Source organism: Pseudomonas sp. LFS074 (genome assembly GCF_047978165.1).
Lineage (GTDB): Bacteria > Pseudomonadota > Gammaproteobacteria > Pseudomonadales > Pseudomonadaceae > Aquipseudomonas > Aquipseudomonas putida_P.
In genome coordinates this window covers 609,401-635,092 of record NZ_JBFPFV010000002.1, presented here as the reverse complement: position 1 = coordinate 635,092, position 25,692 = coordinate 609,401, and the positions used below count along the sequence as shown (strand labels likewise).

26 protein-coding genes are annotated in these 25,692 nt (G+C 63.1%); 11 read left to right on the top strand and 15 right to left on the bottom strand.

What is annotated here, in order from left to right:
• The first annotated feature begins 24 nt into the window (after positions 1–24).
• Positions 25–918, top strand: a complete 894-nt coding sequence (ptrR, locus tag ACNQP3_RS21060) for a putrescine utilization regulator PtrR (RefSeq protein ID WP_012273606.1) — start codon at positions 25–27, stop codon at positions 916–918.
• A gap of 124 nt (positions 919–1,042) precedes the next feature.
• A complete protein-coding gene (locus ACNQP3_RS21055; protein WP_009683677.1) occupies positions 1,043–1,171 on the top strand; it encodes a PA1414 family protein in 129 nt (42 codons plus the stop codon).
• Between the two features lie 86 nt (positions 1,172–1,257).
• Here the strand turns inward: ACNQP3_RS21055 and ACNQP3_RS21050 are convergent, their stop codons facing one another.
• Positions 1,258–2,637, bottom strand: coding sequence for a sodium:solute symporter (locus ACNQP3_RS21050; RefSeq protein WP_012273605.1), 1,380 nt, complete (start codon positions 2,635–2,637; stop codon positions 1,258–1,260).
• Between the two features lie 275 nt (positions 2,638–2,912).
• A complete protein-coding gene (speB, locus tag ACNQP3_RS21045; RefSeq protein ID WP_264316449.1) occupies positions 2,913–3,863 on the bottom strand; it encodes an agmatinase in 951 nt (316 codons plus the stop codon).
• A gap of 225 nt (positions 3,864–4,088) precedes the next feature.
• Between speB and ACNQP3_RS21040 the strand changes: the two genes are divergently transcribed.
• The 3 genes from ACNQP3_RS21040 to ACNQP3_RS21030 all read left to right on the top strand — a co-directional run bounded on the left by ACNQP3_RS21040 (position 4,089) and on the right by ACNQP3_RS21030 (position 7,349).
• A complete protein-coding gene (locus ACNQP3_RS21040) occupies positions 4,089–4,982 on the top strand; it encodes a LysR family transcriptional regulator (protein WP_012273604.1) in 894 nt (297 codons plus the stop codon).
• 137 nt (positions 4,983–5,119) lie between these two features.
• Positions 5,120–6,685: a methyl-accepting chemotaxis protein gene (locus tag ACNQP3_RS21035; RefSeq protein ID WP_264316448.1), complete on the top strand. Its 1,566-nt coding sequence runs from the start codon at positions 5,120–5,122 to the stop codon at positions 6,683–6,685.
• A 64-nt stretch (positions 6,686–6,749) separates the two neighbouring features.
• On the top strand, positions 6,750–7,349 hold the full coding sequence (locus ACNQP3_RS21030) for a tRNA-uridine aminocarboxypropyltransferase (RefSeq protein WP_012273602.1): 600 nt from the start codon (positions 6,750–6,752) through the stop codon (positions 7,347–7,349).
• 42 nt (positions 7,350–7,391) lie between these two features.
• Here ACNQP3_RS21030 and ACNQP3_RS21025 read toward each other — a convergent pair whose 3' ends face one another.
• The 3 genes from ACNQP3_RS21025 to ACNQP3_RS21015 form a co-directional block, all read right to left on the bottom strand.
• On the bottom strand, positions 7,392–8,750 hold the full coding sequence (locus ACNQP3_RS21025) for a TolC family outer membrane protein (protein ID WP_012273601.1): 1,359 nt from the start codon (positions 8,748–8,750) through the stop codon (positions 7,392–7,394).
• Between the two features lie 311 nt (positions 8,751–9,061).
• On the bottom strand, positions 9,062–9,427 hold the full coding sequence (locus ACNQP3_RS21020; protein WP_012273600.1) for a YbaN family protein: 366 nt from the start codon (positions 9,425–9,427) through the stop codon (positions 9,062–9,064).
• Positions 9,428–9,434: 7 nt separating this feature from the next.
• Positions 9,435–10,022, bottom strand: a complete 588-nt coding sequence (locus ACNQP3_RS21015) for a YecA family protein (protein ID WP_264316447.1) — start codon at positions 10,020–10,022, stop codon at positions 9,435–9,437.
• Positions 10,023–10,268: 246 nt separating this feature from the next.
• Here ACNQP3_RS21015 and recQ point away from each other — a divergent pair, with 246 nt between their 5' ends.
• Together recQ and ACNQP3_RS21005 are read left to right on the top strand one after the other, a co-directional pair.
• The gene (recQ, locus tag ACNQP3_RS21010) at positions 10,269–12,416 is read left to right on the top strand and encodes a DNA helicase RecQ (RefSeq protein ID WP_012273598.1); all 2,148 of its coding nucleotides are present in this window, start codon (positions 10,269–10,271) and stop codon (positions 12,414–12,416) included.
• 150 nt (positions 12,417–12,566) lie between these two features.
• Positions 12,567–13,004 carry a MarR family transcriptional regulator gene (locus ACNQP3_RS21005; protein WP_012273597.1) on the top strand — a complete coding sequence of 146 codons (438 nt, stop codon included), beginning with the start codon at positions 12,567–12,569 and terminating at the stop codon, positions 13,002–13,004.
• A gap of 33 nt (positions 13,005–13,037) precedes the next feature.
• Here ACNQP3_RS21005 and ACNQP3_RS21000 read toward each other — a convergent pair whose 3' ends face one another.
• Positions 13,038–15,224, bottom strand: a complete 2,187-nt coding sequence (locus tag ACNQP3_RS21000) for a patatin-like phospholipase family protein (protein ID WP_012273596.1) — start codon at positions 15,222–15,224, stop codon at positions 13,038–13,040.
• A 67-nt stretch (positions 15,225–15,291) separates the two neighbouring features.
• On the opposite strand from ACNQP3_RS21000, the gene ACNQP3_RS20995 reads away from it, so the two are divergent.
• Positions 15,292–15,573, top strand: coding sequence for a SelT/SelW/SelH family protein (locus ACNQP3_RS20995; RefSeq protein WP_003259082.1), 282 nt, complete (start codon positions 15,292–15,294; stop codon positions 15,571–15,573).
• Here the strand turns inward: ACNQP3_RS20995 and ACNQP3_RS20990 are convergent, their stop codons facing one another.
• Positions 15,574–16,464: a DMT family transporter gene (locus ACNQP3_RS20990; RefSeq protein WP_012273595.1), complete on the bottom strand. Its 891-nt coding sequence runs from the start codon at positions 16,462–16,464 to the stop codon at positions 15,574–15,576. It abuts the gene before it with no gap.
• A gap of 100 nt (positions 16,465–16,564) precedes the next feature.
• On the bottom strand, positions 16,565–17,332 hold the full coding sequence (locus ACNQP3_RS20985; protein ID WP_012273594.1) for a helix-turn-helix transcriptional regulator: 768 nt from the start codon (positions 17,330–17,332) through the stop codon (positions 16,565–16,567).
• Between the two features lie 127 nt (positions 17,333–17,459).
• Here ACNQP3_RS20985 and ACNQP3_RS20980 point away from each other — a divergent pair, with 127 nt between their 5' ends.
• The gene (locus ACNQP3_RS20980) at positions 17,460–18,272 is read left to right on the top strand and encodes a UDP-2,3-diacylglucosamine diphosphatase (RefSeq protein ID WP_060515582.1); all 813 of its coding nucleotides are present in this window, start codon (positions 17,460–17,462) and stop codon (positions 18,270–18,272) included.
• Between the two features lie 53 nt (positions 18,273–18,325).
• Here ACNQP3_RS20980 and ACNQP3_RS20975 read toward each other — a convergent pair whose 3' ends face one another.
• Positions 18,326–18,637 (bottom strand): DUF962 domain-containing protein, encoded by a 312-nt coding sequence (locus ACNQP3_RS20975; RefSeq protein ID WP_012273592.1) that lies wholly within the window; start codon positions 18,635–18,637, stop codon positions 18,326–18,328.
• Between the two features lie 153 nt (positions 18,638–18,790).
• Between ACNQP3_RS20975 and ACNQP3_RS20970 the strand changes: the two genes are divergently transcribed.
• The gene (locus tag ACNQP3_RS20970; protein WP_060492938.1) at positions 18,791–19,852 is read left to right on the top strand and encodes an AraC family transcriptional regulator; all 1,062 of its coding nucleotides are present in this window, start codon (positions 18,791–18,793) and stop codon (positions 19,850–19,852) included.
• Here ACNQP3_RS20970 and ACNQP3_RS20965 read toward each other — a convergent pair.
• Positions 19,809–21,263 (bottom strand): TrkH family potassium uptake protein, encoded by a 1,455-nt coding sequence (locus ACNQP3_RS20965; RefSeq protein ID WP_012273590.1) that lies wholly within the window; start codon positions 21,261–21,263, stop codon positions 19,809–19,811. The two genes, ACNQP3_RS20970 and ACNQP3_RS20965, sit on opposite strands and share 44 nt — an antisense overlap.
• Before the next feature lie 102 nt (positions 21,264–21,365).
• Between ACNQP3_RS20965 and ACNQP3_RS20960 the strand changes: the two genes are divergently transcribed.
• Positions 21,366–21,923: an NAD(P)H nitroreductase gene (locus ACNQP3_RS20960; RefSeq protein ID WP_012273589.1), complete on the top strand. Its 558-nt coding sequence runs from the start codon at positions 21,366–21,368 to the stop codon at positions 21,921–21,923.
• 85 nt (positions 21,924–22,008) lie between these two features.
• Here ACNQP3_RS20960 and ACNQP3_RS20955 read toward each other — a convergent pair whose 3' ends face one another.
• From ACNQP3_RS20955 to ACNQP3_RS20935, 5 genes are all read right to left on the bottom strand, one after another.
• Complete coding sequence (locus ACNQP3_RS20955) at positions 22,009–23,349, bottom strand: sensor histidine kinase (protein WP_012273588.1); 1,341 nt, start codon at positions 23,347–23,349, stop codon at positions 22,009–22,011.
• A 58-nt stretch (positions 23,350–23,407) separates the two neighbouring features.
• On the bottom strand, positions 23,408–23,824 hold the full coding sequence (locus ACNQP3_RS20950; protein ID WP_060515583.1) for a Spy/CpxP family protein refolding chaperone: 417 nt from the start codon (positions 23,822–23,824) through the stop codon (positions 23,408–23,410).
• A 101-nt stretch (positions 23,825–23,925) separates the two neighbouring features.
• Positions 23,926–24,603 carry a response regulator transcription factor gene (locus tag ACNQP3_RS20945; RefSeq protein WP_012273586.1) on the bottom strand — a complete coding sequence of 226 codons (678 nt, stop codon included), beginning with the start codon at positions 24,601–24,603 and terminating at the stop codon, positions 23,926–23,928.
• A 142-nt stretch (positions 24,604–24,745) separates the two neighbouring features.
• Positions 24,746–25,045, bottom strand: a complete 300-nt coding sequence (locus ACNQP3_RS20940; protein ID WP_012273585.1) for a YciI family protein — start codon at positions 25,043–25,045, stop codon at positions 24,746–24,748.
• Between the two features lies 1 nt (position 25,046).
• On the bottom strand, positions 25,047–25,640 hold the full coding sequence (locus ACNQP3_RS20935; protein ID WP_060492935.1) for a septation protein A: 594 nt from the start codon (positions 25,638–25,640) through the stop codon (positions 25,047–25,049).
• Between the last annotated feature and the right edge of the window lie 52 nt (positions 25,641–25,692).

The following is a 25,692-nucleotide window of genomic DNA, read 5'->3' as shown; positions in this document are numbered from 1 at the left end:
AGTTGTTCTGTTTTGGAGAATGCTGTGGAGTTCAGCCAACTGCGTATCTTTCAAGCCGTAGCCGAGGAAGGCTCGGTCACCCGTGCCGCCGAACGCTTGCACCGGGTGCCATCGAACCTCTCGACACGTTTGCGCCAGCTTGAGGAGCAACTGGGTGTCGAGCTGTTCCTGCGCGAACGCCAGCGTTTGCAGCTGTCGCCTGCGGGCAAGGTGCTTCTGGACTATGCCCACCGCATGTCGGCCCTGCGCGACGAGGCGCTGGCTGCCGTGCGAGGCGGTGAGCCGGCCGGGGACTTCGTGCTTGGGACCATGTACAGCACGGCGGCGACCCATCTGCCGGCATTGCTGGCGCGTTATCACCAGGCATACCCGGCAGTGAACCTGCAAGTGCGCGCCGCACCCAGCGGCGAGCTGCTCGAAGGCCTGCTCAGCCACCGCCTGGATGCCGCTCTGGTGGATGGGCCGCTGAACCTGGCGGGGCTGGATGGCGTGCCGCTGTGCGATGAGCAACTGGTGCTGATCACCAGCCCCGAGCACCCGGCGGTGCATACTGCCAAGGACGTGGCAGGCAAGGCGGTGTTCACCTTCCGTCAGGGCTGCTCGTACCGCATGCGTCTGGAGGCGTGGTATGCCCATGCCCATACGCCGATGGGCCGGGTGATGGAGATCGAGTCGTACCAGAGCATGCTGGCCTGTGTAATCGCCGGTGCGGGTGTGGCGATGATGGCCCAGTCGATGCTCGACAGCCTGCCCGGGCGCGACCGGGTGAGGGTACACCCGCTGCAGGCGCCGTTCGACCAGGCGGTTACCTGGCTTATGTGGCGTCAAGGGATGCGCGGGGCTAATCTGCAGGCATGGATCGACCTGCAACAAAGCGAAACGATTAGCCAGTCGTCGGAATGCGCCGCCACGGCTTGATCCGCGTCAAAATGGCCCTTATCTGTAGGAGCAGAGGCATGCGTAATACAGGACATCGGGCTATGATCTGTATGAAGCATCGCAGGATTGATTCGCCGTGAGGTTGACCCGTCAAGGGGGCATTATGAATAAACCACTGTCAAACTGGCTCCACGACCTGGCGGTCGCCTTGGGGCTGATTCCACCACCCTTGCAGCCGGTGCCGATCCCGACTGATGAAGAGCAGCGCAAGCGCCAACCGCGTCGTCGCTGATTAAAGACAAAGGCCGCTGCACCTGGGTGGGTGCAGCGGCCTTTTAGTGTCTGCTGATTGTCTATTGCCAGTGCAGGCGATACCTATCAGGCCAGATTCACTGCACCGACTGGTTTGCGCGACATCAGGCTAACCACCACAAAACTCACCAAGCCAATCGCCAGGCTGTAGTAGATCGGTGTATTGGCCTCCAGCCCGTCCTTGAACATGAACAGCAGCGCAGTGGCAAAGCCCAGCGACATGCTGGCAATCGCACCGGCAGTGGTCGCACGTTTCCAGAAGATTGCCCCGATCAGCGGGATCAGCATGCCGCCGACCAGCAGGTTGTAGGCCAGGGTCAGGGCGTTGATCACATCGTTCACCATCAGCGCGATGCCCAGCACCACCAGGCCGGTGAGCAGGGTGAACAGGCGGCTGAGCCCCAGGCTCGATTGCTTGCCGCCACGCAGCTTGGGCAGCAGGTCTTCGGTCACAGTGGTCGAAGCGGCCAGCAGGCCGGCACTGGCGGTGGACATCATGGCTGCCAGTGCTGCGGCCATCAGCAGGCCACGGATGCCATCGGGCAGGGTGCTCTTGATCATCTCGGCAAAGGCGTTGTTCGGGTTGGCCAGGTCGGGCATCAGCACATGTGCCGCCATGCCGATGGCAGCGCAAGCCAGGCCGTACACCACACAGTACACACCGGCGACGGTGCCGGCACGCTGGCAGACCTTTTCATCGCGAGCAGTGAATACACGCTGCCAGATGTCCTGGCCGATGAGAATGCCGAAGAAGTAGATCAGGAAGTAGGTAACGATGGTGTCCCAGCCAATGGTGGTCAGCTGGAAGCTGGCCGCTGGCAATTTGGCCACCAGGGTGTCCCAGCCACCGGCCTTGTACAGGCACACCGGCAGCAGGATGAACATCAGGCCGACGGTCTTGATCACGAACTGGACGATGTCGGTCAGGGTCAGCGACCACATGCCGCCAATGGTCGAATACAGCACCACCACACCGCCGCCGAGCAGCAGCGAAGCCCAGAACGGCAAGTCCAGCAGCACTTGCAATACGGTGGCCATGGCCAGGGTCGAGGTGACGCCGATCATCAGCGCGTAAGCCAGCATGATCACGGCGCTGGCCTGACGTGCGGTAGGGTTGTAGCGTTGCTCAAGCACCTGGGTCACGGTGAAGATGCGCAGGCGCAGCAACGGTTTGGCCAGGAACAGGTTGATGGCGATGATGCCCAGGCCCAGGGCTGCGCACAGCCAGAAACCGGAAATGCCGTGAACGTAGCCCAGGCGCACAGTGCCAACGGTAGAAGCGCCACCGAGCACGGTGGTGGCCATGGTACCCATGTACAGCACCGGGCCGAGGTTGCGCCCGGCTACCAGGTAGTCTTCATGGGTTTTCGCGCGTCGCATGCCGTACCAGCCCAGCCCGAGCATGCCGGCGGTGTAGATCATTACAACAATGATGTCCAAGGCCATTGGGGGTCTCCCGATTATCTTTATTATGGCGAGATCGACCACGCGGGCGGCTTACGGCGCCCGGCGGTCTTGTCGTGTTGTTGGCGGGCCTCTGTGGCCCTCCCTCATGGCTCCTGCCGGGGTATTGCAAGTACTGCCAGCTCTTTTGTAGGAGCGGCCTTGTGTCGCGATTGGGCCGCAGAGCGGCCCCGGCAATCTATGCATCACGGCCACAAACCGGGGGCCGCTTTGCGGCCCGATCGCGACACAAGGCCGCTCCTACAAAGGGCCGTCGGTCAGCGGCGCACGACGCCTGGTAGCACGCAGAGCATTTCGAACAGCAGGTTGGCACCGAGCAGCGAGGTGTTGCCGGTGGTGTCGTAAGGCGGGGAGACTTCGACGAGGTCACAGCCGATCAGGTCCAGGCCGTGGCAGCCGCGAATGATCTCCATCGCCTGGATGGTGGTCAAGCCGCCAATTTCCGGGGTGCCGGTACCGGGCGCCCAGGCCGGGTCGATGCCGTCGATGTCGAACGACAGGTAAACCGGGCCGCCGCCGACCTTTTCCCGTACTTCGGCCATCAGTGGCTCCAGCGATTTGTGCCAGCACTCTTCGGCCTGAACCACGCGGAAGCCCTGGCGGCGGCTCCAGTTGAAGTCATCGGCGGTGTAGCCCTGGGCGCGCAGGCCGATCTGTACCACGCGGTCGCAATCGAGCAGGCCTTCTTCCACGGCGCGGCGGAAGGTGGTGCCGTGGGCGATCTTCTCGCCGAACATGTGGTCGTTGACGTCGGCGTGGGCGTCGATGTGTACCAGGCCGATCTTGCCGTGCTTCTTGTGCAGCGCACGCAGGATCGGCAGGGTGATGGTGTGGTCGCCACCCAGGGTCATGGGGATGACGTTGTGCTCGACGATCTCGTCATACGCCTCTTCGATGATGCGCACGGCGTCCAGCAGGTTGAAGGTGTTGATTGCCACGTCACCGATGTCGGCTACCGACAGCGAGTCGAACGGGGCGGCACCGGTGGCCATGTTGTAGGGGCGGATCATCACCGACTCGGCGCGGATCTGCCGTGGGCCGAAGCGGGTGCCGGAACGCAGCGAGGTACCGATGTCCAACGGTACGCCGACGAAGGCGGCATCCAGGCCTTTGGCGCTTTGCAGGTGGGGGAGACGGAGCATGGTGGCGATGCCGCCGAAACGCGGCATTTCGTTGCCGCCCAGTGGTTGGTGGAGAGTCTTGTCCACGGTGGGCCTCATCAGTCGGTCGATTGTTCTGTTTGTTCGAACCTGTGCCGCCGCGCGCCTTTCAAGTGTGGTTTTGCCGGCGGGCAGGGACATTTCGGCCAAGTCTGCTCAAGGTAGTGCCCGGGAAGAATCGCTACCGACAAATACTTAGTTCAGGATTTTCTGAACTAAAGGCTGGCGCAGCGGTTAAACTGCGCGCAAATACCCTCGTGGAACCGTTGCACCATGGCCTCGACCCTGCCCGACCTGAAACTGCTGCGCATCTTCATCAGCGTGGTGCGCCACCAGGGCTTTGCCAACGCCCAGCGCGAACTGAACCTGTCCACCTCGGCCATCAGCACCTACATGAGCCAGCTGGAGGGTGCTTTGGGTATCGTGCTGTGCCACCGTGGGCGTGGGGGCTTCAGCCTGACCAGCAAGGGCGAGCTGTTCCATCAGGAAACCCTGCGCCTGCTGGCCGAGCTGGACGGCTTCGAGCAGTATGCCGCCGCCCTCAAAGGCGAGTTGCGCGGCACCCTCAATCTTGGGGTGATCGACTCCACGGTCGGCGACCGTGCCTTGCCGCTGGCCGAGGCCATCGGGGCCTATAGCCAGGAACACCCGGCGGTGCACCTGCATCTGTCGGTGTCCAGCCCTTACGAGCTGCAACTGGGTGTGCAGGACAACCGCCTGGACCTGGCCATCGGCGCGTTTTCTTCGCGCATGAGCGGGCTGCTTTACCAGCCGCTGTACCGTGAACAGCATTGGTTGTACTGCAGCAGCCGCCATCCGCTGTACACCGAGCGGCGCATTCCCGAGCAGGTGGTGACCCAGCAGCGCATGGTCGGGCGCGGCTACTGGAGCCAGGCCGAACTGGCCCGGCATGGCTTCAAGCACAGCGCGGCAACAGTGGAAAGTATGGAGGCGCAGTTGATCCTGATCCTTTCCGGCGCCTACATCGGCTACTTGCCCGAGCACTACGCCCAGGCCTGGGTCGACAAGGGCGACTTGCGCGTGCTGTCGCCGTCGACCTTCGGTTACCAGGCCCCGTTCTCGCTGATCATTCGCCGTGGGCGTAGCCGTGAACCGTTGATCCAGACCTTCCGTGACCTGCTGAAAAGCCAACTCAACGTGGGCTGAGATGCGACGTATTCATGCATTCCGTCGGGAGGCGTTAAATTCTGGCAAAAGCTGACCGCTATCCTGATAGCGCTCTGCTACACATCAACTTGCGCTGATGATTTTCCCTTCATTTCATCCTGCAAGGATCGCCCAAGATGCGCATGAATTTGCCCGTCACTGAGCACGAAAGAACCTTCTCCAGCGATCAACGCCTGATTTCCACCACGGACCTCAACAGCCGCATCACCTACTGCAATGACGCCTTTGTGGCGATCAGCGGTTTTACCTACGACGAGCTGGTCGGCCAACCGCACAACCTGGTACGCCACCCAGATATGCCGCCGGCGGTGTTCGACCATATGTGGGAGACGATCAAGCAGGGCAAGCCGTGGATGGGGGTGGTCAAGAACCGGGCGAAGAATGGCGATTACTACTGGGTCAGCGCCTACGTCACGGCGATTTACGAACAAGGCCGCATCAGTGGCTACGAGTCAGTACGCTCGGTGCCCACAAGGGATCAGATTCGCCGTGCCGAAGCGCTGTACGCGCGCTTGCGCGATGGGCGCGGGCCGGTGCCGTGGGCGGCTCGCCTGGGGCACGGTCTGGGCCATGGCTGGCCACTGATCGGCGCAGGCCTGGTGTCGGCGGCGGGTTACCTATGGCTACCGCCCTATGCGGCGCTTGGTGTACTGATGGCCAGCTTGCTGCTGGCCTGGTACCTGATCGAGCACCGGCAGAACCAGGTCATCCGCCGCACGCTGGCTGAGCACCCCAAGGCCTTTACCAGCCCGTTGGTGGCGTTGACCTACAGCGACAATCCAGGGCTGCAAGGCCAGCTTGACCTGGCCATCATCAGCGAGGAAGCACGCCTGCAAACGGCCCTCACCCGGCTTGTGGATGCCGGGGTCGGGGTGAAGTCGCGGGCGGCGCAATCTTCCGATCTGTCCGATGCCCAGGCGCAGATGCTCGACCGCCAGCGCAGTGAAACCGATCAGTCGGCCACGGCCATTGCGCAAATGGCGGCCACCATCCAGCAGGTTACCCACAACGTGCAGAGCACGGCACATGCGGCGGGTGATGCCGACCAATTGGCGCAGCAGGGTAGCGAGCTGGCGCTGCAGAGCCTGAAGGCCATGGGTAGCATGAGCGATGCGGTCAATGACATTGGCCAGGCAGTGAATGCCCTGGCAGAGCAAACCCAGTCGATAGGCAGCGTGGTCGACGTGATCACCTCGATTGCCGAGCAGACCAACCTGCTGGCGCTTAATGCCGCCATTGAAGCGGCGCGTGCCGGCGAACAGGGGCGCGGGTTTGCCGTGGTGGCTGATGAAGTGCGTTCGCTGGCCCAGCGCACCCGCGCTTCGACCGACGAGATTCACCACATTATCGCCTCCTTGCGGGCCGGGGCAGAGCGGGCAGTGAGCACGGCCAGCCGGGGCGAGCAGATCTCTCGGGACAGCGTGCACAGTGTCGAGGCGGTGCAGGCGGCGCTGAGCGGGATTGCCCAGGCGGTCAGTCGCATCACCGGCATGAGCCAGCAGATGGCGACGGCATCGGAGCAGCAAAGCCATGTGGCCGAGGACATCAACCAGCAGATCGTGAGGATTGCCCAACTGTGTGACCAGAGTGCCGGGCAGGCCAGGCAGGGCGCGCAGATCAGCCAGGACCTGGAGCGCATGGCGGAGTACCTGCATAGCCTGGCGGAGCGGTTCAACCGCTGAGAAGGCCGGGCCCGCCAAGCGGGCCCCGGTTCTGTGGCAAACTGTCTCCGCCAAGGAGAACCCCATGCCCAGACCCCGCTGCGAGCGCTGTCAGCGCCCGCTCGACCACTGCCTATGCCCACTGATCCCCGCACTCGACAGCAATACCCGCGTGATTCTGCTGCAGCACCCCAGTGAAACTGCCCATGCCCTGAATACTGCTCGCCTTGCGGCCCTTGGCTTGAACAATGCCGAGTTGCGGGTGGGTGAGGTTTTCAACGACTTGGGCGATTTGCTCGCGACGCCTGGTTACCGGCCGGCCCTGCTATTTCCGGGCGACGATGCTCGGGTGCTGACGGCTTATGGTGAGGCCGAGGACAAACCGTTGCTGCTTATCGTGCCCGACGGCACCTGGCGCAAGGCGCGCAAGTTGTTGTACATGAACCCGCTATTGGAAGGGTTGCCGCGGGTCACGCTGGGGGCTGTCGCGCCTTCACGTTACCGGCTGCGCAAGGCGCCTGAGGCGGGGGCACTGTCGACTATCGAAGCGGTGGTGGGAGCATTGAACGCGTTGGAGCAACCCGTTTGCTTTGATGCACTGCTGGCGCCGTTCGAAGCGTTGATCGAGGGGCAGATCAGGGCCATGGGCGAGGAGACGTTCCAGCGTAACCATGGCACCGAGTGAGGGCTGGGGGCTGCAATGCAGCCCCGGCTGATTCAAGCCCGATCAGCGCATCTCAGGCAGACGCGCCTCAGTGCGCACTTCGGTAGTCGCCAGCGCCTCTGGTGGCAGCGAAATACGCTGCTTGGTCAGCAACTCACCCATGGTCGCCAGCACGCGGTAGCGCGAGAACTCCTCGGTATAACGCACCTCGGTATAGCGGCGGTCTGCGTTGTACAGCTCGTTCTCACTGTCCAGCACGTCCAGCAAGGTACGCTGGCCCAGGCCGAACTGGTCCTGGTAGGCCGCACGTACGCGCTTGGTGGTCTCGGCGTATTCACGCGCGGTCGGCAGCTGTTTGCTGGCATTGTTCATGGCGTTCCACGCCAGGCTCAGGTTCTCGGTCAACTCACGCAGGGCGTTGTTGCGGATGTCCAGGGCCTGGTTGATCTTGTGCGCGTCGGACTGCAGGCGCGCCTTGTCACTACCGCCGCGGAACAGGTTGTAGTTCATCTCCACGCCAGCTTGCCAGTCGTTGTTGTTGTGGCCTTTTTCGCCGCCGGTGTTGTTGTTGGCACCGGTTGCCAGAATGGCGTCGAAGCGCGGGTAGAAGGTCGACTTGCCCACTTCGTACTGCTGCTCGGCCGCATTGACGTCAGCCTGTGCAGATTTGATGTAAGGGTTGTTCTGGCGCATGCTGTCGCGTGCCCCCTCGAGGCTCTCAGGCACCTCGCCCTTGATGGTTTGCGGGCTTTCCAGCTCGTCCGGCGCGCGGCCGATCACGCTGAAGAAGTTGGCCTCGGCATCGGCCAGGTCGACTTCGGCGGTGTCCAGGTTGTTTTCCGCCAGGGCGCGACGGGCGCGGGACTGGTCAAGGTCGGCGGTGCTGCCAACGCCGCGCTCGTTACGCAGGCCGATCTGGTCGTTGACGCGCAGGTGGGCTTGCAGGTTGTTCTTGGCCAGGGTCACCAGCTCGCGCCGCTTGAGCACTTCCAGGTACACCTCGACCGCACGCAGGGCGACATCCTGGGCAACAGCCTGGGTGTAGTAGGCGCGGGAGGTAGAGACAGCCTCGGTGCGGCCCACTTCATTCGAGGTGTTGAAGCCGTCGAAGATCATCTGCCGCAGGCGCAGCTCGGACTGGGTGTAGCTGAGGGTTTCCTTGTTGTGGTTACCCTCGGCACGGGTGGTGGTGTTGTCCGAACGCTGGCGGCCGTAGCCGGCGACCAGGTCCACGGAAGGGTAGTAGCCACCACGCGCAAACTTCACGTCTTCATCGGCCGACAGCTTGCTGTTACGGTTGGAGCTGACTTGTGGGTGGTAGTCCACGGCGCTTTGGACGGCCTCGGTGATCGACATCGCCTGTACGTTGGCACTCGCCAGGGCCAACAGTAATGCACTGGTGATGGGGTTCAAAACGCGCATGGTACATCTCCCTGATCCTGGAATTTATCCTGCTGTTCGCCAAAAAAATGACGATAAAGTTATCGCGTATAGTGTTGCAGGTTTTTAACAAGACAGCTAAGTACATTCAACGCGATAGATAAGAAGATTTATTCATATCAAATTGCCATATAAGACTTTTATTGTCTAATCAATTTCACTTACAGCCCTCGGAACGATGCTGTTAGTCGCCCTGAAAACCAATGTTTACAAGGCTTGCACACGGTTCCAGAACTATTTCCGATAAAGAAGGTGGCAGTTAGGCGAAAGTGATATTTGGCGACAAAATATTGTCACCTTGGCTTCTGAAGTGTTTTTTGCTTGAGGATATACAGGCTGACGAGTACAGCGCTGGTCAACATGAAGGTACGCGCCCAGAACAGCGGCACCAGGTAGCACGACAGGCCAATGCTGGCCCACATCAGGCCGATGGCGTAAACCTTGCCCTTGAGGGGGATGCCTTCACCACTGAGGTAGTCACGGATCCATGGCCCGAGCTTGGGGTGATGGACCAACCAGTGGTGAAAGCGCGGTGAGCTGCGGGCAAAGCAGGCCGCCGCCAATAGCAGGAACGGGGTGGTGGGCAGTACCGGGAGAAAAATCCCCAACACCCCCAGCGCAACGCTGAGCCAGCCGGTGGCCAGCAGCAGGTAGCGCATAGGCAGCTTAGTGGTGGCGTGGCTTGAGCAGCGCCGGTTTTTCGTCAGGGGCGTGCAGCAGCAGGAACAATGCACTCAGCGCCTCGGGGATCTGTACGATCATGTCGTCCTGCAGGTTGGCGTTGCTGGCAATGTCGGCGAACTCTGGTTGTTCATCGAACAGGCCCGAGCCAACCATGATCGGCAGCAGCATCTCGCTGACTTCTTCCTCGGCGTTCTCGAACCAGGCCTCTTCACGCAGGAACACGCCTTCCATGAAGCCGATGCACCAGCCGCGCAGGTCGGAATCGTCCGGCTCGACGGTCAGGTCGAGTTCGCATGGCAGGTCGAATTCTTCGTCGCTGGCCAGCTGGCGGGCAATGTGCGCTTTCAATGCCACCAGGGTGGCTTCGATTTCGGTGCGCTGGGCGTCGCTGGCGTAGTGCGGCTCTTCGGCGAACAGGGCGTCGATCCATTCGCGCTCGGGCACGTCCTCGGCGTTGATCGACAGGGCGGTGAGGTAGCCGTGTGCGGCGACATAGTCCAGCGCTTCTTCGTGCAGCTCGTCGGCGTCGAGGAAGGCTTGCAGGCGGGTCAGTTGCTCGGCGAAGGACATTACAGGGCTACCTTGGGGAATAAACGATAACGAATTCTAGCACCTTGCAGCGGCAGCGGGGCAAAGGGAACGTCTATCGCCGTGGTGCCTGTGCAGGACGGCGCTGCGGTATACTCCGCGATTTTTCATCCAGGGGCAGGTTTTACCGGTCGCCTGGCAAAAACCGCTTACGCATTTGGCGTGTGCGGGGCGGGTTTTTCGTCCAGCCTGTTGTATTCAGGGTGGTACGGCGATTTGGAGTTGCACATGCTCGAACAGGCTCAGCGCGTTCTCAAGGACATCTTCGGCTACGACAGTTTCCGTGGGCGCCAGGCAGCGATCATCGAATGCGTGGCCAATGGCGGCGATGCCCTGGTGCTGATGCCCACCGGCGGCGGCAAGTCGTTGTGCTTTCAGGTGCCGGGGCTGCTGCGTCCGGGCCTGACGGTGGTGGTCTCGCCACTGATCGCGTTGATGGACGACCAGGTCGCCACGCTTGACGAACTGGGCGTTTCGGCGGCCGCGCTGAATTCCACCCTGAGCGCGGAACAGCAGCGTGAACTGGCCGGGCGCCTGCGCCGTGGCGAGGTAAAAATGCTCTACCTGGCGCCGGAGCGCCTGGTGCAGCCGCGCATGCTGGATTTTCTGCGTGACCTGGACATCTCGCTGTTCGCCATCGACGAGGCCCACTGCGTTTCGCAATGGGGCCACGATTTCCGCCCCGAGTACCTGCAACTGGGCCAACTGGCCGAACTGTTCCCGCATGTGCCGCGCATTGCGCTTACTGCCACTGCCGATATGCGCACCCGCGAAGAAATCGTCCAGCGCCTGCACCTGCAAGGCGCCGAACGCTTCCTCTCGAGCTTCGACCGACCCAACATCTTCTACCGCATCGTGCCCAAGGAAGCGCCGCGCAAGCAGTTGATGGCTTTTCTCGGCGAGCGCCGCGGCAACGCCGGTATCGTTTACTGCCTGTCGCGCAAGAAGGTCGACGAAACCGCCGCATTCCTCTGCCAGCAGGGCTTCCCGGCGCTGCCGTATCACGCCGGCCTGGCTGCCGAGACACGCGCGGCCAACCAGCACCGCTTTCTCAACGAGGAGGGGCTGATCATGGTCGCGACCATTGCCTTCGGCATGGGTATCGACAAGCCCAACGTGCGCTTCGTTGCCCACCTCGACCTGCCTAAATCGCTTGAGGCCTATTACCAGGAAACCGGCCGCGCCGGCCGTGACGGCCTGCCGTCCGATGCCTGGATGGCCTATGGCCTGCAGGACATGGTGATGCTCAAGCAGATGCTGCAGAACTCCGAAGGCGATGAGCGCCACAAGCGCATCGAACAGCACAAGCTCGACGCCATGCTGGCGCTGTGCGAAGAAACCCGCTGCCGCCGCCAGTCGCTGCTGGCCTACTTCGATGAAACCCTCGAACAACCGTGCGGCCACTGCGACAACTGTGTCGACAACATCCAGACCTGGGACGCTACCGAGCCGGCGCGCCAGGCGCTGTCGGCGGTGTTCCGCACCGGCCAGCGCTATGGTGTCGGCCATCTGGTCGATGTACTGCTGGGCAAGGACAACGAGAAGGTGCGCAATTTCGGCCACGAGAAGCTATCGGTATTCGGCGTTGGCAAGGGCCTGGCCGAGGTCGAATGGCGTTCGCTGTTCCGTCAGTTGGTGGCGCGCGGCCTGGTCGACATCGACCTGGAAGGTTACGGCGGCCTGCGCCTGTCCGACAGCTGCCGGCCACTGCTGCGCGGCGAGGTGACCTTGCAACTGCGCCGTGACCTCAAGCCGCAGACCACGGCCAAGGCCTCGTCGTCCAGCGGCGGCAGCCCGGCCAGCCAGCTGGTGCGTGCCGAAGAGCGCGAACTGTGGGAAGCGTTGCGCACGTTGCGGCGCAAGTTGGCCGAGGAGCACAGCGTGCCGCCGTATGTCATCTTCCCCGATTCGACGCTGCTGGAAATGCTGCGCAGCCAGCCGGTTAGCCTCAGCGACATGGCCCAGGTAAGCGGTGTGGGCGCGCGCAAGCTGGAGCGCTATGGCCAGGCGTTCCTCGAAGTACTGAACAACAGTGGCGGCACCGAAGAGGCACCGAAAGTGGTGCTCGACCTGCGCCACGAACTGGTCAGCCTGGCCCGAGCCGGCATGACCCCGGCGCAGATCGCCGGGCAGCTCAACTGCAGCGAGAAGAACGTGTATAGCCTGCTGGCCGAGGCACTGGGCCGCCAGGAGCTGAGCCTGGAGCAAGCCATCGACCTGCCGGAAGACCTGATGATGGAAGTGCAGGACGCGTTCCTGGATGGCGAGGGCGAGTTGCCGCCGGTGTCGGCCATTGCGCCGCAGTTCGGGGCCCGGGTACCGGAGGGCGTGCTGTATTGCGTGCGCGCGGCGCTGGCGGCGGAATTCGAACTGTAAACGCAGGCAGGATCGAAGGCAGAAGCGCCATCTGCTGACCTTTGTCATGCTTTTTGACGATTATCGAACAAGTAAGCAGGACCGAGCCTTGCCTCGTGGGGCAGGGCATGGTTAGCTGCCTAATAATTAGATCTACTCAATGAGTTACTTATGCCCCTGACCGACAACCAACACCGCTTCGGCATGCAGCTGGCCCAGATGTCCCGGGGTTGGCGCGCCGAACTGGACCGCCGCCTGGCCGGGCTCAACCTGTCCCAGGCGCGCTGGCTGGTGTTGCTGCACCTGGCCCGTTTCGAAGAAGCCCCGACCCAGCGTGAGTTGGCCCAGAGCGTGGGCGTTGAAGGCCCGACCCTGGCGCGTCTGCTCGACAGCCTGGAGGCGCAAGGGTTGGTGCGCCGGCAAGCAGTGGTAGAAGACCGGCGGGCCAAGAAGATCTTGCTGTGCCCCCCGGCCAAGCCACTGATCGACCAGATCGAGACCATCGCCAATCAACTGCGGGTGGAACTGTTTACCGGCGTGGATGAGGCGGAATTGCAAGTTTGCATGCGGGTGCATGCGAAGATTCTGGCCAACCTCGAGAAGTCCTGAAGGCCCTTGGGGCTGCAACGCAGCCCCAAAAAATCAGAAGGTATGCCCCAGGTTCAGATACACCGCATGCTCATGCGCACTGTTGGTGCCGTAGGTGAAGTTCAACGGCCCCAACGGCGTCTCCAGCCCCAGGAAGATGCTCGCCGCATTGATGTACCCACTGTCGAACTCGTTGTCGTTGTTCCATGCCCGCCCACGCTCCAGCGACCCGCCGATGTACAACGGGAAGTCCAGCGGCACATAGGCCCTTGGCGTCAAGCGGCGGTAGTAGACCATGCGCAGCAGGCTCACGTTCTGCCCCGACACCGAGTCCTGGCGAAAGCCTGACAGCTCTCGCGCTCCGCCCATCACGAAGCTCGACGTCACCACTTCGGTGTCATCCAGCGTGCGCCCATAGCGACCGCCCAGCACGAAGGTGTTCGGCCCACTGCTGATCGCCTTGTCCAGGTTGAACAGCCACTGCCGGTAATCCTGGTCGGAGTCCAGCGACTTGTCGTATTTGCGCAAGGTCAGGCCGATGTCCTCGCCTCGGTGCGGGAAGTATACGTTGTCGAGGGTGTCGAACGAGTACTTCAGCTCGTAGAAGCCTTCGTTGAAACTGACTTTGGGCAGGTCCTGGTCGCCGATGCGCACCTCGGCCTCGCCCCAGGCCTTGCCCACGCCCAGGCGCACTTCACCGCTGGTGCCGATCTGCCGGCCCACGTTCAGGCCAAAGCCGTAGCGCTCCAGGCGGTATTCGGCGACCGGGTCGTTGTCCAGGGTGGCTTCGATGTTCTGCGAGCTGAAATCCAGGTAAGGCGCGACAAAGTAGCGCGAGCCCACGTCCAGCGGTTGGTAGAACTCGCTGTACAGCTCTTGCTGGTCGCCGATCTGGCCACGGGTCAGCCATTCTGCGCCGAGGCTGTTGATGCCGTTGACCCGGTAGCTGGCACCCAGGTTGAAGGCGCTGTCGCCACGCAGGTCATCGGACAGGTTAAGGCCCAGACGCAGGTAGTCGGTGCCGCCGCGCCGGCCACGGGCGTTGATCACCAGGGTGTTGTCGTCGCCCTTGTGCACCACGCGGTACTGCACCCGGTCGAAGTAATCCAGGCCGTACAGCGTACCCATGTCGGTCTGCAGGCGGTCCAGCTCCAACGGCGCGTCGATCGGTTGGCGGATGTACGAGCGAATCACGTCGTCGCTGACCTTGGAGTCGTTCTCGATTCGGATCGCGGTGATCACCGGTGTGCGCTGGCGCGGCGAGCGGGCCACGGCCAGGCTGCTGTCGCCTTCGGGCTGGCGCAGGGCAGCCAGGCGAGGGTCGAGCAGGCGGGTGGCGCGGTAACCGGCGTCGATCATGTCCCTGGCGCGGCCAAAATCGGTCACGCCGAAGGCAGTCAGCGATGGTTGGATGAGGATGTCGTCGCGGTGCAGGCTGGCCAGTTGTTCTTCCGAGTTGCGCCGGGTCATCAGGGTGATCGACTGGTTGAGCACGTCGACCACGGTCAGTAATTGCTTGCGATCCTTCAGTGGGGTGCCGATGTCGACCACGATGGCCAGGTCCACGCCCATTTCGCGGGCCACGTCGACCGGAATGTTGTCGACCATGCCACCGTCCACCAGCAGTCGGCCGTCCAGCTCGACCGGGGCGAACACGGCAGGGATCGACATGCTGGCGCGAATGACCTGTGGCAGGTGGCCGCGGCGAAACACTACTTTTTCGCCACTGGCGATGTCGGTGGCCACGGCGCGGAAGGGGATAGGCAGCTTGTCGAAGTCGCGGGTGTCGGCGGTGTGCGCCAGTTTGCTTTCCAGCAGCAGTGACAAGTTCTGGCCTTGGATTACCCCCAGTGGCAGGCCCAGGCTGCCGTCGTCACGAAAGCTGAGCTTCTGTTTGACCAGGAAGTCGCGGTCATCCTGCTTGCGCCTAAACGGCACGTCCTTGCGTGGCGGGGCATCGGACAGCGCCTGTTGCCAGTCCAGGGTGGTGGCGAGCTTTTCCAGCTCTTCGACACTGTAGCCCGAGGCGTACAACCCGCCGACCACTGCGCCCATGCTGGTGCCGGCGATGGCGTCGATGCGCACACCCTGTTCTTCCAGCGCCTTGAGCACGCCGATGTGAGCCAGGCCACGGGCCGCACCACCCGACAGTACCAAACCGACCTTGGGCCTGGCAGGTTCGGCGGCGGTTGCCGCAAGCGTGGTGAGGGCAAGCAGAAAACAGAACAGCAAACGGCGCATCGTGAGTCTCAAACCGTGGGCTAAAGACCGCTAGTATAAGCGGCCCCTTACCTGGAGATGTTTCACCATGGCCGACAGCAAGCCGGAAATCGTTATCACCTATTGCACCCAGTGCCAGTGGCTGCTGCGTGCTGCCTGGCTGGCTCAGGAACTGCTCAGCACCTTTGCCGACGACCTGGGCCGGGTAGCGCTGGAGCCGGGCACCGGCGGCATCTTCCGCATCACCTGCAATGGCGTGCAGATCTGGGAGCGCAAGGCCGACGGTGGTTTCCCCGAGGCCAAGGTATTGAAGCAGCGGGTGCGCGACCAGATCGACCCACAGCGTGACCTTGGCCACAACGACCGCTGATCAAGCCCCCTCGGGCAGTGGCCGCTGCCTGGGCGGTTGCTCGGCAGCCAGGCGGCTGGACAGCACGATGGCGAAGATGATCAGTGCGCCGCCCAGCAGCATGCGCACGGTGGGGGTTTCGGCGAACACCGCCCACGCCACGGCAATCCCGTAGACCGGCTCCATGCCGAACACCACGGCGGCCGTGCGCGCCTTGATCACTGCCAGGCTGGCGACGAACAGGCTGTGCGCAACGCCGGTGCAGAAGACGCCGAGCAGGGCGATCCACAGCCAGTCCACGGGGGCTACGCCGCCCAGGCCAGGGGCCGCGAACGGCAGCAGGCACAGGCCCACTACCAGGTTCTGCCACAGCGCTGCCTGTACTGCAGGCAAACGGCCGGAGCCGGCCCGGTTGGTGAGTGACAGCAGCGAGAACAGCAGGCCCGAGAGCAGTGCCCAGAGCAGGCCGCCAGTGGCTTCGCTGGCCAGGTCGAATGCCGGCGTGACCAGTACCAGGCCGAGGCTGACCAGCACGACCAATACGGTTTCGTTGCGGCGGATACGCTCGCGGAACAGCAGGCCTTCGAGGATCACGGTGAAGGCCGGGAAACTGGCGAAACCGAGGGTGGCGATGGCCACGCCGCCGACTTTGACGGCGATGAAGAAACTGACCCAGTGGCCGGCCAGCAGCACACCGCCGAGCAGCAGGCGGCGTGCGTCCTGGCCGCTGAGGCGTTGCCAGCCCGGGCCGGCCAGGCTGGCGAACAGAGCCAGGGCGAGCACGGCGAAGGCGGCGCGGCCAAAGACGATGATTGCCGGGCTGGCGCTGGCGGCCAGCTTGCCGAAGACGCCGGTAAGGCCGAAAAACAGCGCGCCAATGTGCAGGGCGCCTAGGGCTGTGCGGTGGTTCATGGTAGTCCTTGCTCAAGATCTCTATTGGCTGTGCCGGCCTCTTCGCAGCACAGGCAAAGTGTAAAATCACAGGCCAACGATTTCTGTCGCAAGACTGCTGTCAATTGTCGCCGGGCTCTCGCCGCAACGCCAAAGGCGTACAACCGAACGCCCGCAACATCGCTGCCGAAAACGCACTCTGTGAGCTATACCCCACCTGCGCTGCAATCTCACCCATGGGTAACGAAGTCTGCACCACCAGCCGCCGTGCCTTGAGCAAGCGTCGCTGGCGAATGTAGTCCATCGGTGTCATCCCGCACTCGGCGGTAAAGCGCGCATGCAGCCGGGCACTGGACAGCCCGGCAATGCGCGCCAGGTCGGCGACCTGCAACGGGTAGGCAGCCTGTTGCTCGATATGGGTATCGAACGCGGCATAAGGTAAGCGCTGGCTGGCCCGAACGTTGGCAGCCGCCGTTGGATTCAGGCTGGCCAGTAACAGCGCTGCGCCTTGCCGGGCGATCAACGGGTCGTCCATGGGGCTGGCCGCCAGCCAGTCCACCAACTGCTGCTGACGGTCGTCCAGGCCCAGCGCGGCAGGGCGATCGAGCAGGCGGCGGCTGGCATCGGCATGCTCGCCCAGTTGCTCGTGCAGCCAGCGCTCCCCAGGCACATCCAACACCAGGCAGTGGCTGCCGCCATCGCTGGCGCAGGTGTGATGCGCGCCCGCCGGTACCACGATCAGCCCCTGCCGGTCGATCCCGGCGCCTTGCCCCTGGACCTCGAACTCCAGGCGGCCGCGCAGGCCGAACACCAGTTGCGGGTGTTCGTGGCTGTGGGCGATCAGGCTGTCGCGGTAATGGCGCAGCGAGAGGATCGGGCCGGCGGTCATGGGGGCTTCCTCGCAGGGCAGGCGCTCATTGTGCCTCAAACCCCGCACGCCATCACTCGTCACCGTTTTGCCATGGCGCTGTCATGCCTGCCTGCCAGTCTCCAGCAAACTGCGCCGGAGCCTGCCCATGACCCATGCCGAACTGTCTCGTCCCTCGCGCAAGCAACGCGTGCGTACCCTGTGGATCTCCGACGTGCACCTGGGCACCCGCGACTGCCAGGCCGAACACCTGTCGCGGTTCCTCAAGGGCTACCAGGCCGACCGCGTCTATCTGGTGGGCGATATCATCGATGGCTGGAAGCTGCGTGGTGGGATCTACTGGCCGCAGGCCCACACCAACGTGATCCGCCGGCTGCTGACCATGAGCAAGCGCGGCACCGAGGTGATCTACGTCACGGGCAACCATGACGAGTTCCTGCGCCGCTATTCAAAGCTGATTCTGGGCAACATTCAGCTGGTGGACGAGGCCGAACACTTGACCGCCGATGGCCGTCGACTGCTGGTGATCCATGGCGACCAGTTCGACGTGATTACCCGTTACCACCGCTGGTTGGCGTTTCTGGGCGACCGTGCCTACGAGTTCACCCTGGTGCTCAACCGTTGGCTCAACCACTGGCGGGCGCGGTACGGCTATGGGTACTGGTCGCTGTCGGCGTACCTCAAGCACAAGGTGAAAGGTGCGGTGAATTTCATCAGCGACTTCGAGGATGCCATTGCCCACGAGTGCACACGGCGCGGTTTTCATGGGGTGGTGTGTGGGCACATCCACCATGCCGAGATCCGCAAGGTGGGGGAGGTGGACTACCTCAATTGCGGGGATTGGGTGGAGTCATGCACGGCGCTGATCGAACATTGGGATGGCAGTATCGAACTGTACCGGCTGGCTGAGGCTCAGGCGCGCGAGGCGCAGGCGGCTGCGGTGGTGCGCGAGCCGGTGTAGGGCGTGAGGGCCATGGGGCTGCTTTGCAGCCCTTTCGCGGCACAAGGCCGCGCCTACAGCCGGATCTTGCCCAGCAGGATATCCCGGAACATCACGAAATCACCGGCCAGGCTGTACAGCGGATAGGTAAAGGTCGCTGGCCGGTTCTTTTCGAAAAAAAAGTGCCCGACCCAGGCAAAGCCATAGCCGAACACCGGCACGGCCAGCAGCAGCAACCATTTGCCACTGCCAATGGTGTAGGCCAGCAGCGCGATCACCAGGCTGGTGCCGACGAAGTGCAGGCGGCGGCAGGTGGGGTTGCTGTGCTCCCCCAGGTAGTAAGGATAGAACTCGGCAAAACTGCGAAACTGCGCTTTGCTGTTCATGGCGGTGCTCCGGGATTAATACTTCTGGACAAGATGCACGGCGTGGAGCCTGATTCGAGTCTAGAGTGACTGACGGGGCCTACCAGTGACAATAGGCGCCAAATGAGTATCCTTGGGGTTCACCGCAGGAGCGGTCGGTAAAAGAAGCCTGTCATGAGCGAAAGAACCACGTCAGCCAGTTGGGCATCAGGGATTGTGAAGGCACTTGAACTGGAGGGGCTGGATTGCCGGGCCATGTTCAAGCAGCTAGGGCTGGACTTTGCCGCACTCGACGACCCGGATGCACGTTTTCCGCAAGACTCCATGACCCGGCTATGGCAGCTGGCAGTGGAGCTGTCAGGCAACGAGGCCATCGGTCTGAACATGGCGCGGGTGGTGCGCCCGGCGTCGTTCCATGTGGTGGGCTATGCGTTGATGTCCAGCCGCACCTTGGCCGAGGGCTTCGAACGCCTGGTGCGCTACCAGCGCATCATCGCCGAAAGCTCCGACCTCAGTTTTGTCCTTGGCGCCGAGGGCTACTCGCTGATCCTGACCGTCCACGGTGACCACCTGCCGCCGACCCGGCACAGTGCCGAAGCGTCGCTGGCCTGCGCATTGGCGCTGTGCAAATGGCTCAGTGGCCGGCCGGTGCAGCCGCGGCGGGTATTGGTGCAAGGGCCGCAGCCAAAGAACGTCGAGCCGTACAAGGTGGCGTTCCATTCGCCGCTGGTTTTCGGCGCGCCACACGATGCCCTGGTGTTCGAGCGGGCCGACATGGAAGCCCCGCTGCCTACCGCGAACGAGGCCATGGCGGTGCTGCACGACCGGTTTGCCGGGGAGTACCTGGCACGTTTCTCCGAAAGCCGGGTAACCCACCGGGTGCGCCAGGTGTTGTGCCGCATTCTGCCGCAGGGTGAACCGAAGCGTGAAACCCTGGCCCAGGCCCTGCACCTGTCGCAGCGGACCTTGCAGCGGCGGCTGCAGGAGGAGGGCACCAGCTTCCAGACCCTGCTTGACGATACCCGCCGCGAGCTGGCCGAACAGTACCTGGCGCAGCCGGGCATGACTTTGCTTGAGGCCGCCTACCTGCTCGGCTTCGCCGACCCCAGCAACTTCTATCGGGCGTTCCGCCGCTGGTTCGACGCCACACCCAGCGAGTACCGCGCCCGCCTGGGCACCGAAGCCGAAGTGGTCAATGACGCCAGAACGCCGGCATGCACAACACTAGCACCGTGATGATTTCCAGGCGGCCAAGCAGCATGCCGGCCGCCAAGATCCACTTGGCCGCGTCAGGCAGCGTGGCGTAGTTACCCGAAGGGCCGATCACTTCACCCAGGCCCGGCCCCACACCCGAAACCGTGCCAGCGGCGCCGGTCAGTGCAGTCATCCAGTCCACGCCCAGCAACGACAGCAGCAAGGCCATGACGCAGATGGTGATGGCGAAGAAGAACGAGAACGTCAGGATCGAACGCACGATGTCTTCGTCGAGGCGATGGCCGTTGTATTTCTGCTTGATCACCGCACGCGGGTGAATCAGCTGGTTGAGGCTGGCCTTGAGCAGGATATAGGCCACCTGGAAGCGGAAAATCTTGATGCCGCCCGCGGTCGAGCCGGAGCAGCCGCCAACGAAGCCCAGGTAGAAGAACAGCATCAGCGAAAAATTGCCCCACAGGCTGTAGTCACCCAGGGCGAAACCGGTGGTGGTGACCACCGAGGTCACGTTCAGTGCCACGTGGCGCAGGGCGTCGAGCCAGTGCAGGTTGGTGCTGTACCAGTACCAGGTGCCCAACACCAGCCAGGTGACCACCAGCATGCCCAGCAACCCTTGCACCTGCTGGTCGCGGATCAGCGCCTTGCGGTTGCCGCGCAGGGTGGCCACGTAAAGGGTGAACGGCAGGCTGCCCATGATCATCACCACCACCGCAACCCAGTGCACGGCGGGGATATCCCATTTCGCCAAGGATTGGTCGGAGGTGGAGAAACCGCCGGTGGAGATCGCCGACATGGCATGGTTGATCGCATCGAACGGGCTCATGCCTGCCCACCAGAAGGCCAGCGAACCCAGGATGGAGAAACCGACGTAAACCCCCACGATCGATTTGGCGACCATGTGCGAGCGCGGCATGACCTTTTCCGAGCGGTCGGACGATTCGGTCTGGAACAGGCGCATGCCACCGATACGCAGCAGTGGCAGGATTGCCACCGCCATGGCGATGAAGCCGATACCGCCGAGCCAGTGCAGCATCGAGCGCCACATCAGGATACCCGGTGACATGCTATCGAGCCCGCTGAGCACGGTGGCGCCTGTGGCGGTAATGCCTGACATGCTTTCGAAGAAGGCGTCGGTGTAACTGATGTGCTGAGTCAGCAGGAACGGCAGCGCGGCGAACACGCACACCACCAGCCAACTGCTGACCGTCAGCAGGTACATGTCGCGCGGGCGCAGGTGTACATGCTCCGGGCGCCCCGGTATTACCAGGGCAAGGCCTGCGATGAAGGTGATCAGGCTCGACCAGAGGAACGACGGCATGTCACCGGTACGCTCGAAGATCACCAGGGTAGCCATGGGCACGGCCATGCCCACGGCCAGGGTAATCAGGAAGATGCCGATGATGAAACCAATGATCCTTAAGGTCGGCAACGCCATGTGATCTGCTCTGACTCGAAACGGAAGGGCGCCATTCTACCTATGGGTCTGGTGATGTAAACGCTAGAATGGCCGCACATTCAACTGCCAGGAGGGTAGCCGATGGAGGCTCTCGACGCATTGCTCAACCGTGTTTCCGTGCCACGCCTGACCGATCCGGCGCCCAATGCCGCTCAACGCGAGGCGCTGTTCCAGGCCGCCCTGCGTGCTCCGGACCATGGCCAGCTGCGGCCATGGCGTTTCCTTACCATCGAAGGCCAGGGCCGCGAGAAACTCGGCGAGCTGTTCGCCGAAGCCGTGCAGCACAAAGGTGATGCCAGCCAGGCGGCACTGGACAAGGCTCGTGCCATGCCCCTGCGGGCACCGTTGCTGATCGTGGTCATCGCCAAGTTGCAGGACCACTTCAAGGTGCCCAAGTCCGAGCAGCGCCTGGCTGCGGGCTGTGCGGCGCACGGCATTCTGATCGCCGCGCATGCGCAAGGCGTCGGGGCGGTGTGGCGCACCGGGGACATGGCTTTTGATGCCCATGTGCACAAGGGGCTGGGGTTGGCCGAGAATGAAGAGTTGATCGGTTACCTGTATGTCGGTACGCCGTTGACCGAGCCACGCACTGCGCCGGTGCTGGAAACTGCTGATTTTGTCAGTGCCTGGGGCGAATAAACCGCCTTCAGGCAGATTGATTTATTGAGGCTTCCGGCCTCTTCGCGGGTTTACCCGCGAAGAGGTCAGTGGCCTTTACATCACATCAACTGCCAGCCGCATCAGCCAGGGGCAACTCCAGCCGAGCTACAAATCCTTCCTGTGGGTGATTGTCCAGCACCAGGCTCCCGCCATGGCGCTCCGCCGCCTTGCGCGCAATCGCCAGCCCCAGCCCATGCCCCGGCGCGTCCTGCCCCGGTGCGCGGAAGAACGGTTCGCCCAGTTGTGCCAGGTGCTCCGCTGCCGCCCCGGGGCCATGGTCACGCACGCTGATCACAATACGGTCCTGTTCACGCACGGCGCTGACTTCGACCGGCTGCCCTACCGGGTTGAAGCGCAGGGCATTGCGCAGCAGGTTGTCCACGGCCCGCTCGATCAGCGTTGGCCAACCCTGCAAGGTCAACCCCGGTTGCGCCTCCAGGCGCACATCCTGGTCCGGCGCACTGAGCAGGGCGTCCTTGCGCACGCTGCCGAGCAGGGCGTTGAGGTCGACCGGTTCGGCATGAGCCTGTTCGGCATCCACTCGGGCCAGGGCGAGAATTTCGCTGATCAGGTCTTCCAGGCGGTCGCATTCGCGGGTCAGGCGCGGCCACAGGGTCTCCCGCTGCTCGGGCCCTGCGCGCTCGGCCAAGGCCAGGGCGATGCGCAGCCTGGCCAGGGGCGAGCGTAGCTCGTGAGACACGTCGCGCAGCAGCTGGCGCTGGCTGCCGATGGTGCTTTGCAGGCGCGCCCCCATCTTGTTGAAGTCCTTGGCCAGCACGCCGAACTCGTCACGCCGCGCAGCCAGACGCGCCAGGCTGTTCTGCTGGTAGGTGGTCTGGCCCAGGTCGTGTACAGCGCTGCGCAGGCGGCTTAACGGGCGGGTGATGGACAGGGTTACGAGCAGGCTGAACAGGGTCAGCACGACCAGGGCAATGCCCAGTGCACTGAGCGGCCACATCAGGCTCTCGCGGTGCCAGGCATCCAGCGCCGGGTGAGGGATGCGGTAGATCAGCAAGTAGGTATCGCCGGTCTCGGGGCTGGTGTATTCCTCGGTCAGCCGACGCCATGGCAGGCGTCGCTGGTCATTGTGCTGACGCGCCTCGAAGGCGGCCGCACGGCGCGGGAAGGTCCCGGGCACCACGGCCTCGCCACTGTCGTCGAGCACCTGCACGTCGATCTTGTAGCGATCTTTGCGCCTTTCCAGGAAGTGCTGAGCCGAATCCAGGCCTTCCTGCTCGTAATGCTTGGCCCACTTGCTGGCCAGGGTATTCAGGCCCGGATGGCGGCTAAGGATCCAGGCGTCCTGGTTGAGCATGTGGCCCAGCAGGATCGACAGCCCGGCGACCAGGGTGATGGCGAGCCAGAAGCTGGCCAGGATGCGCCAGAACAGTGAACGCAAGTGCACCTCCTAAACGGGAAAAGCCCGGCCCGCAGTGACGCGGGCCGGGCATGGGGTGGACAGCTTACTGGGCCTTGGTGCCTTTTTCAGCTTTCCAGGCCTGGAACTCCTGCCACTCGGCTTTCTTGGCGGCGCGTTCCTTTTGCAGTTCGTCGAACTTCTTCTGCTGGTCAGGCTTGAGCAGGTTGCGTACCGCGCTGTCGGTCTTGTCGCGGTTGGCCTGCAGTTCGTCCTTCATGGCTTTCTGGTCGGCGGCCGGCAGTTTGGCCAGGTAGCGCTCCGTAATGTCGCGGCGCTGTTGCATCTGCTCGCCCATCAGCTTGCCGATCTGCTGGCGCTGGTCGCGGCTCAGGTCCAGTTGGTGGAAAGGCGCATCACCGCGATGATGCGGGCCGTCGTGGCGCGGGCCGCCGTCAGGCATGGCCATGGCCACGGTCGGCAGAGCGGCGGCGAACATCAGGGCGATAAGGGTCTTGCGCATGGTGTCTCTCCTTTCATAGGCCGGTGGTTACCGGATGAGCACAGTCTAGGGAGATCACCGTCAAGCGCAGTCAGGGGATGGTAAAGGCTCGGTAAAGATGCTCAGAGGCAGTAGTAATAACCACGGCTACGCAATGCCACGATGCGTGGCCGGCCATCGGCATGCGGGCCGATCTTCTTGCGCAGGTTGCTGACATGCATGTCCAGGCTGCGGTCATACAGGGTCAATTTGCGGCCCAGGCCGATCTGCGCGAGTTCCTGTTTGTCCAGTGGCTCGCCGGGCTGGCGCAGCAGGGCTTCGAGGATGCGGCTTTCGGACAGGGTCAGGGTCATTTCGCGGCCATCGATACTGGCCACGCCACGTGCAGGGCTGTACACCAGGTCACCCAGCTCCACTTGACTGGTGGTGGCGGTGGGGTGGCTGCGGCGAAGTACCGCGCGCAGGCGAGCGGTGAGCTCACGCGGGTCGCAAGGTTTGGCCAGGTAGTCGTCGGCGCCCAGTTCCAGGCCGAGGATGCGGTCCAGCGGCTCGCCACGGGCTGACAGCATCAGTACCGGCAGCTCGGCATGCTCGCTGCGCAGCTGTTTGAGCAGCTCCAGGCCGCTGCCGTCGGGCAACATCACATCCAGCACCACGGCAGCAGGGGCATGCTCGGCCAGGGCCCGGCGTGCGCTCTGGCCATCGTGGCAGGCACGCACCGTGAACCCTTCCTGGGTCAGCCAGCTGCCGAGCAGCTCGCACAGTTCCTGGTCATCATCAATCAGTAACAGCTCGCTCATGACTCACTCAATTCAACCATTGACGGCGGCTATTCGGCCCGCCAGTGGCAAAGATACCGCAGACTGATGGCAACCGTATAACTGCCAATACCGCATCAGCTTCTTCGCGGGCTTGAGCGCAAAAAAGCTGTGCGGCTTCAGATCAAGGCAGTACTTGCTTGAACGGCTTGACCACTACCTTGTCGTAGACGCCTGCGGCAATGTACGGATCGGCATCGGCCCAGGCCTGCGCCGCCGCCAGCGATTCGAATTCGGCAACGATCAGGCTACCGCTGAACCCTGCTTCGCCCGGGTCGTTGCTGTCGATGGCCGGGTGTGGGCCGGCCAGCACCACGCGGCCTTCGGCCTTGAGCTGCTGCAGGCGTTCGATGTGCGCCGGGCGGGCAGCCAGGCGCTTTTCCAGGGAGTTTGCGACGTCGCTGGCGATAATGGCGTAGAGCATGTCAATCCTTGGGTTTGGAGGTAGAAGGGTCGTCGTGCAGGTGGCGCGACAGGTACACGCCTTGCGCCACCAGGAAGATCACGGTCATGCCCAGGCTGCCGAACACCTTGAAGTCCACCCAGAAGTCCTGGAAGGTGAAGGCGACGAACAGGTTGGCCGCGCCGCAGAACAGGAAGAAAGCGATCCACGCCAGGTTCAAGCGCGACCAGATGGCATCCGGCAGGGTCAGGGCATGGCCCATGATGCGCTTGATCAGCACCCGGTCGCCGATGAAGTGGCTGCCGGCAAAGCCCAGGGCGAACAACCAGTTCACCACGGGTGCTTTCCACTTGAGGAAGGTTTCGCTGTGGAAGGTCAGGGTCAGGCCGCCAAACACCAGGCAGGCGATCAGGGTTAGCCACTGGCCCTTTTCCAGCTTGCGCTGGCGCAGGAACAGCGCACCGTACACCACCAGCGAGCTGATGATCAGCATGGCCGTGGCGCTGTAGATACCGCCGAATTCGAAGCTGTGGCCGGCGACCTCCATGGGGCGCGGGTCGAGCTTGTAGACGATGAAGAACAGCAGCAGCGGGATGAAATCGATGAATTGTTTCACAATGGCAGCCAGAATCGGGATGTGACGGCATAATAACAAACATCGAATCCAG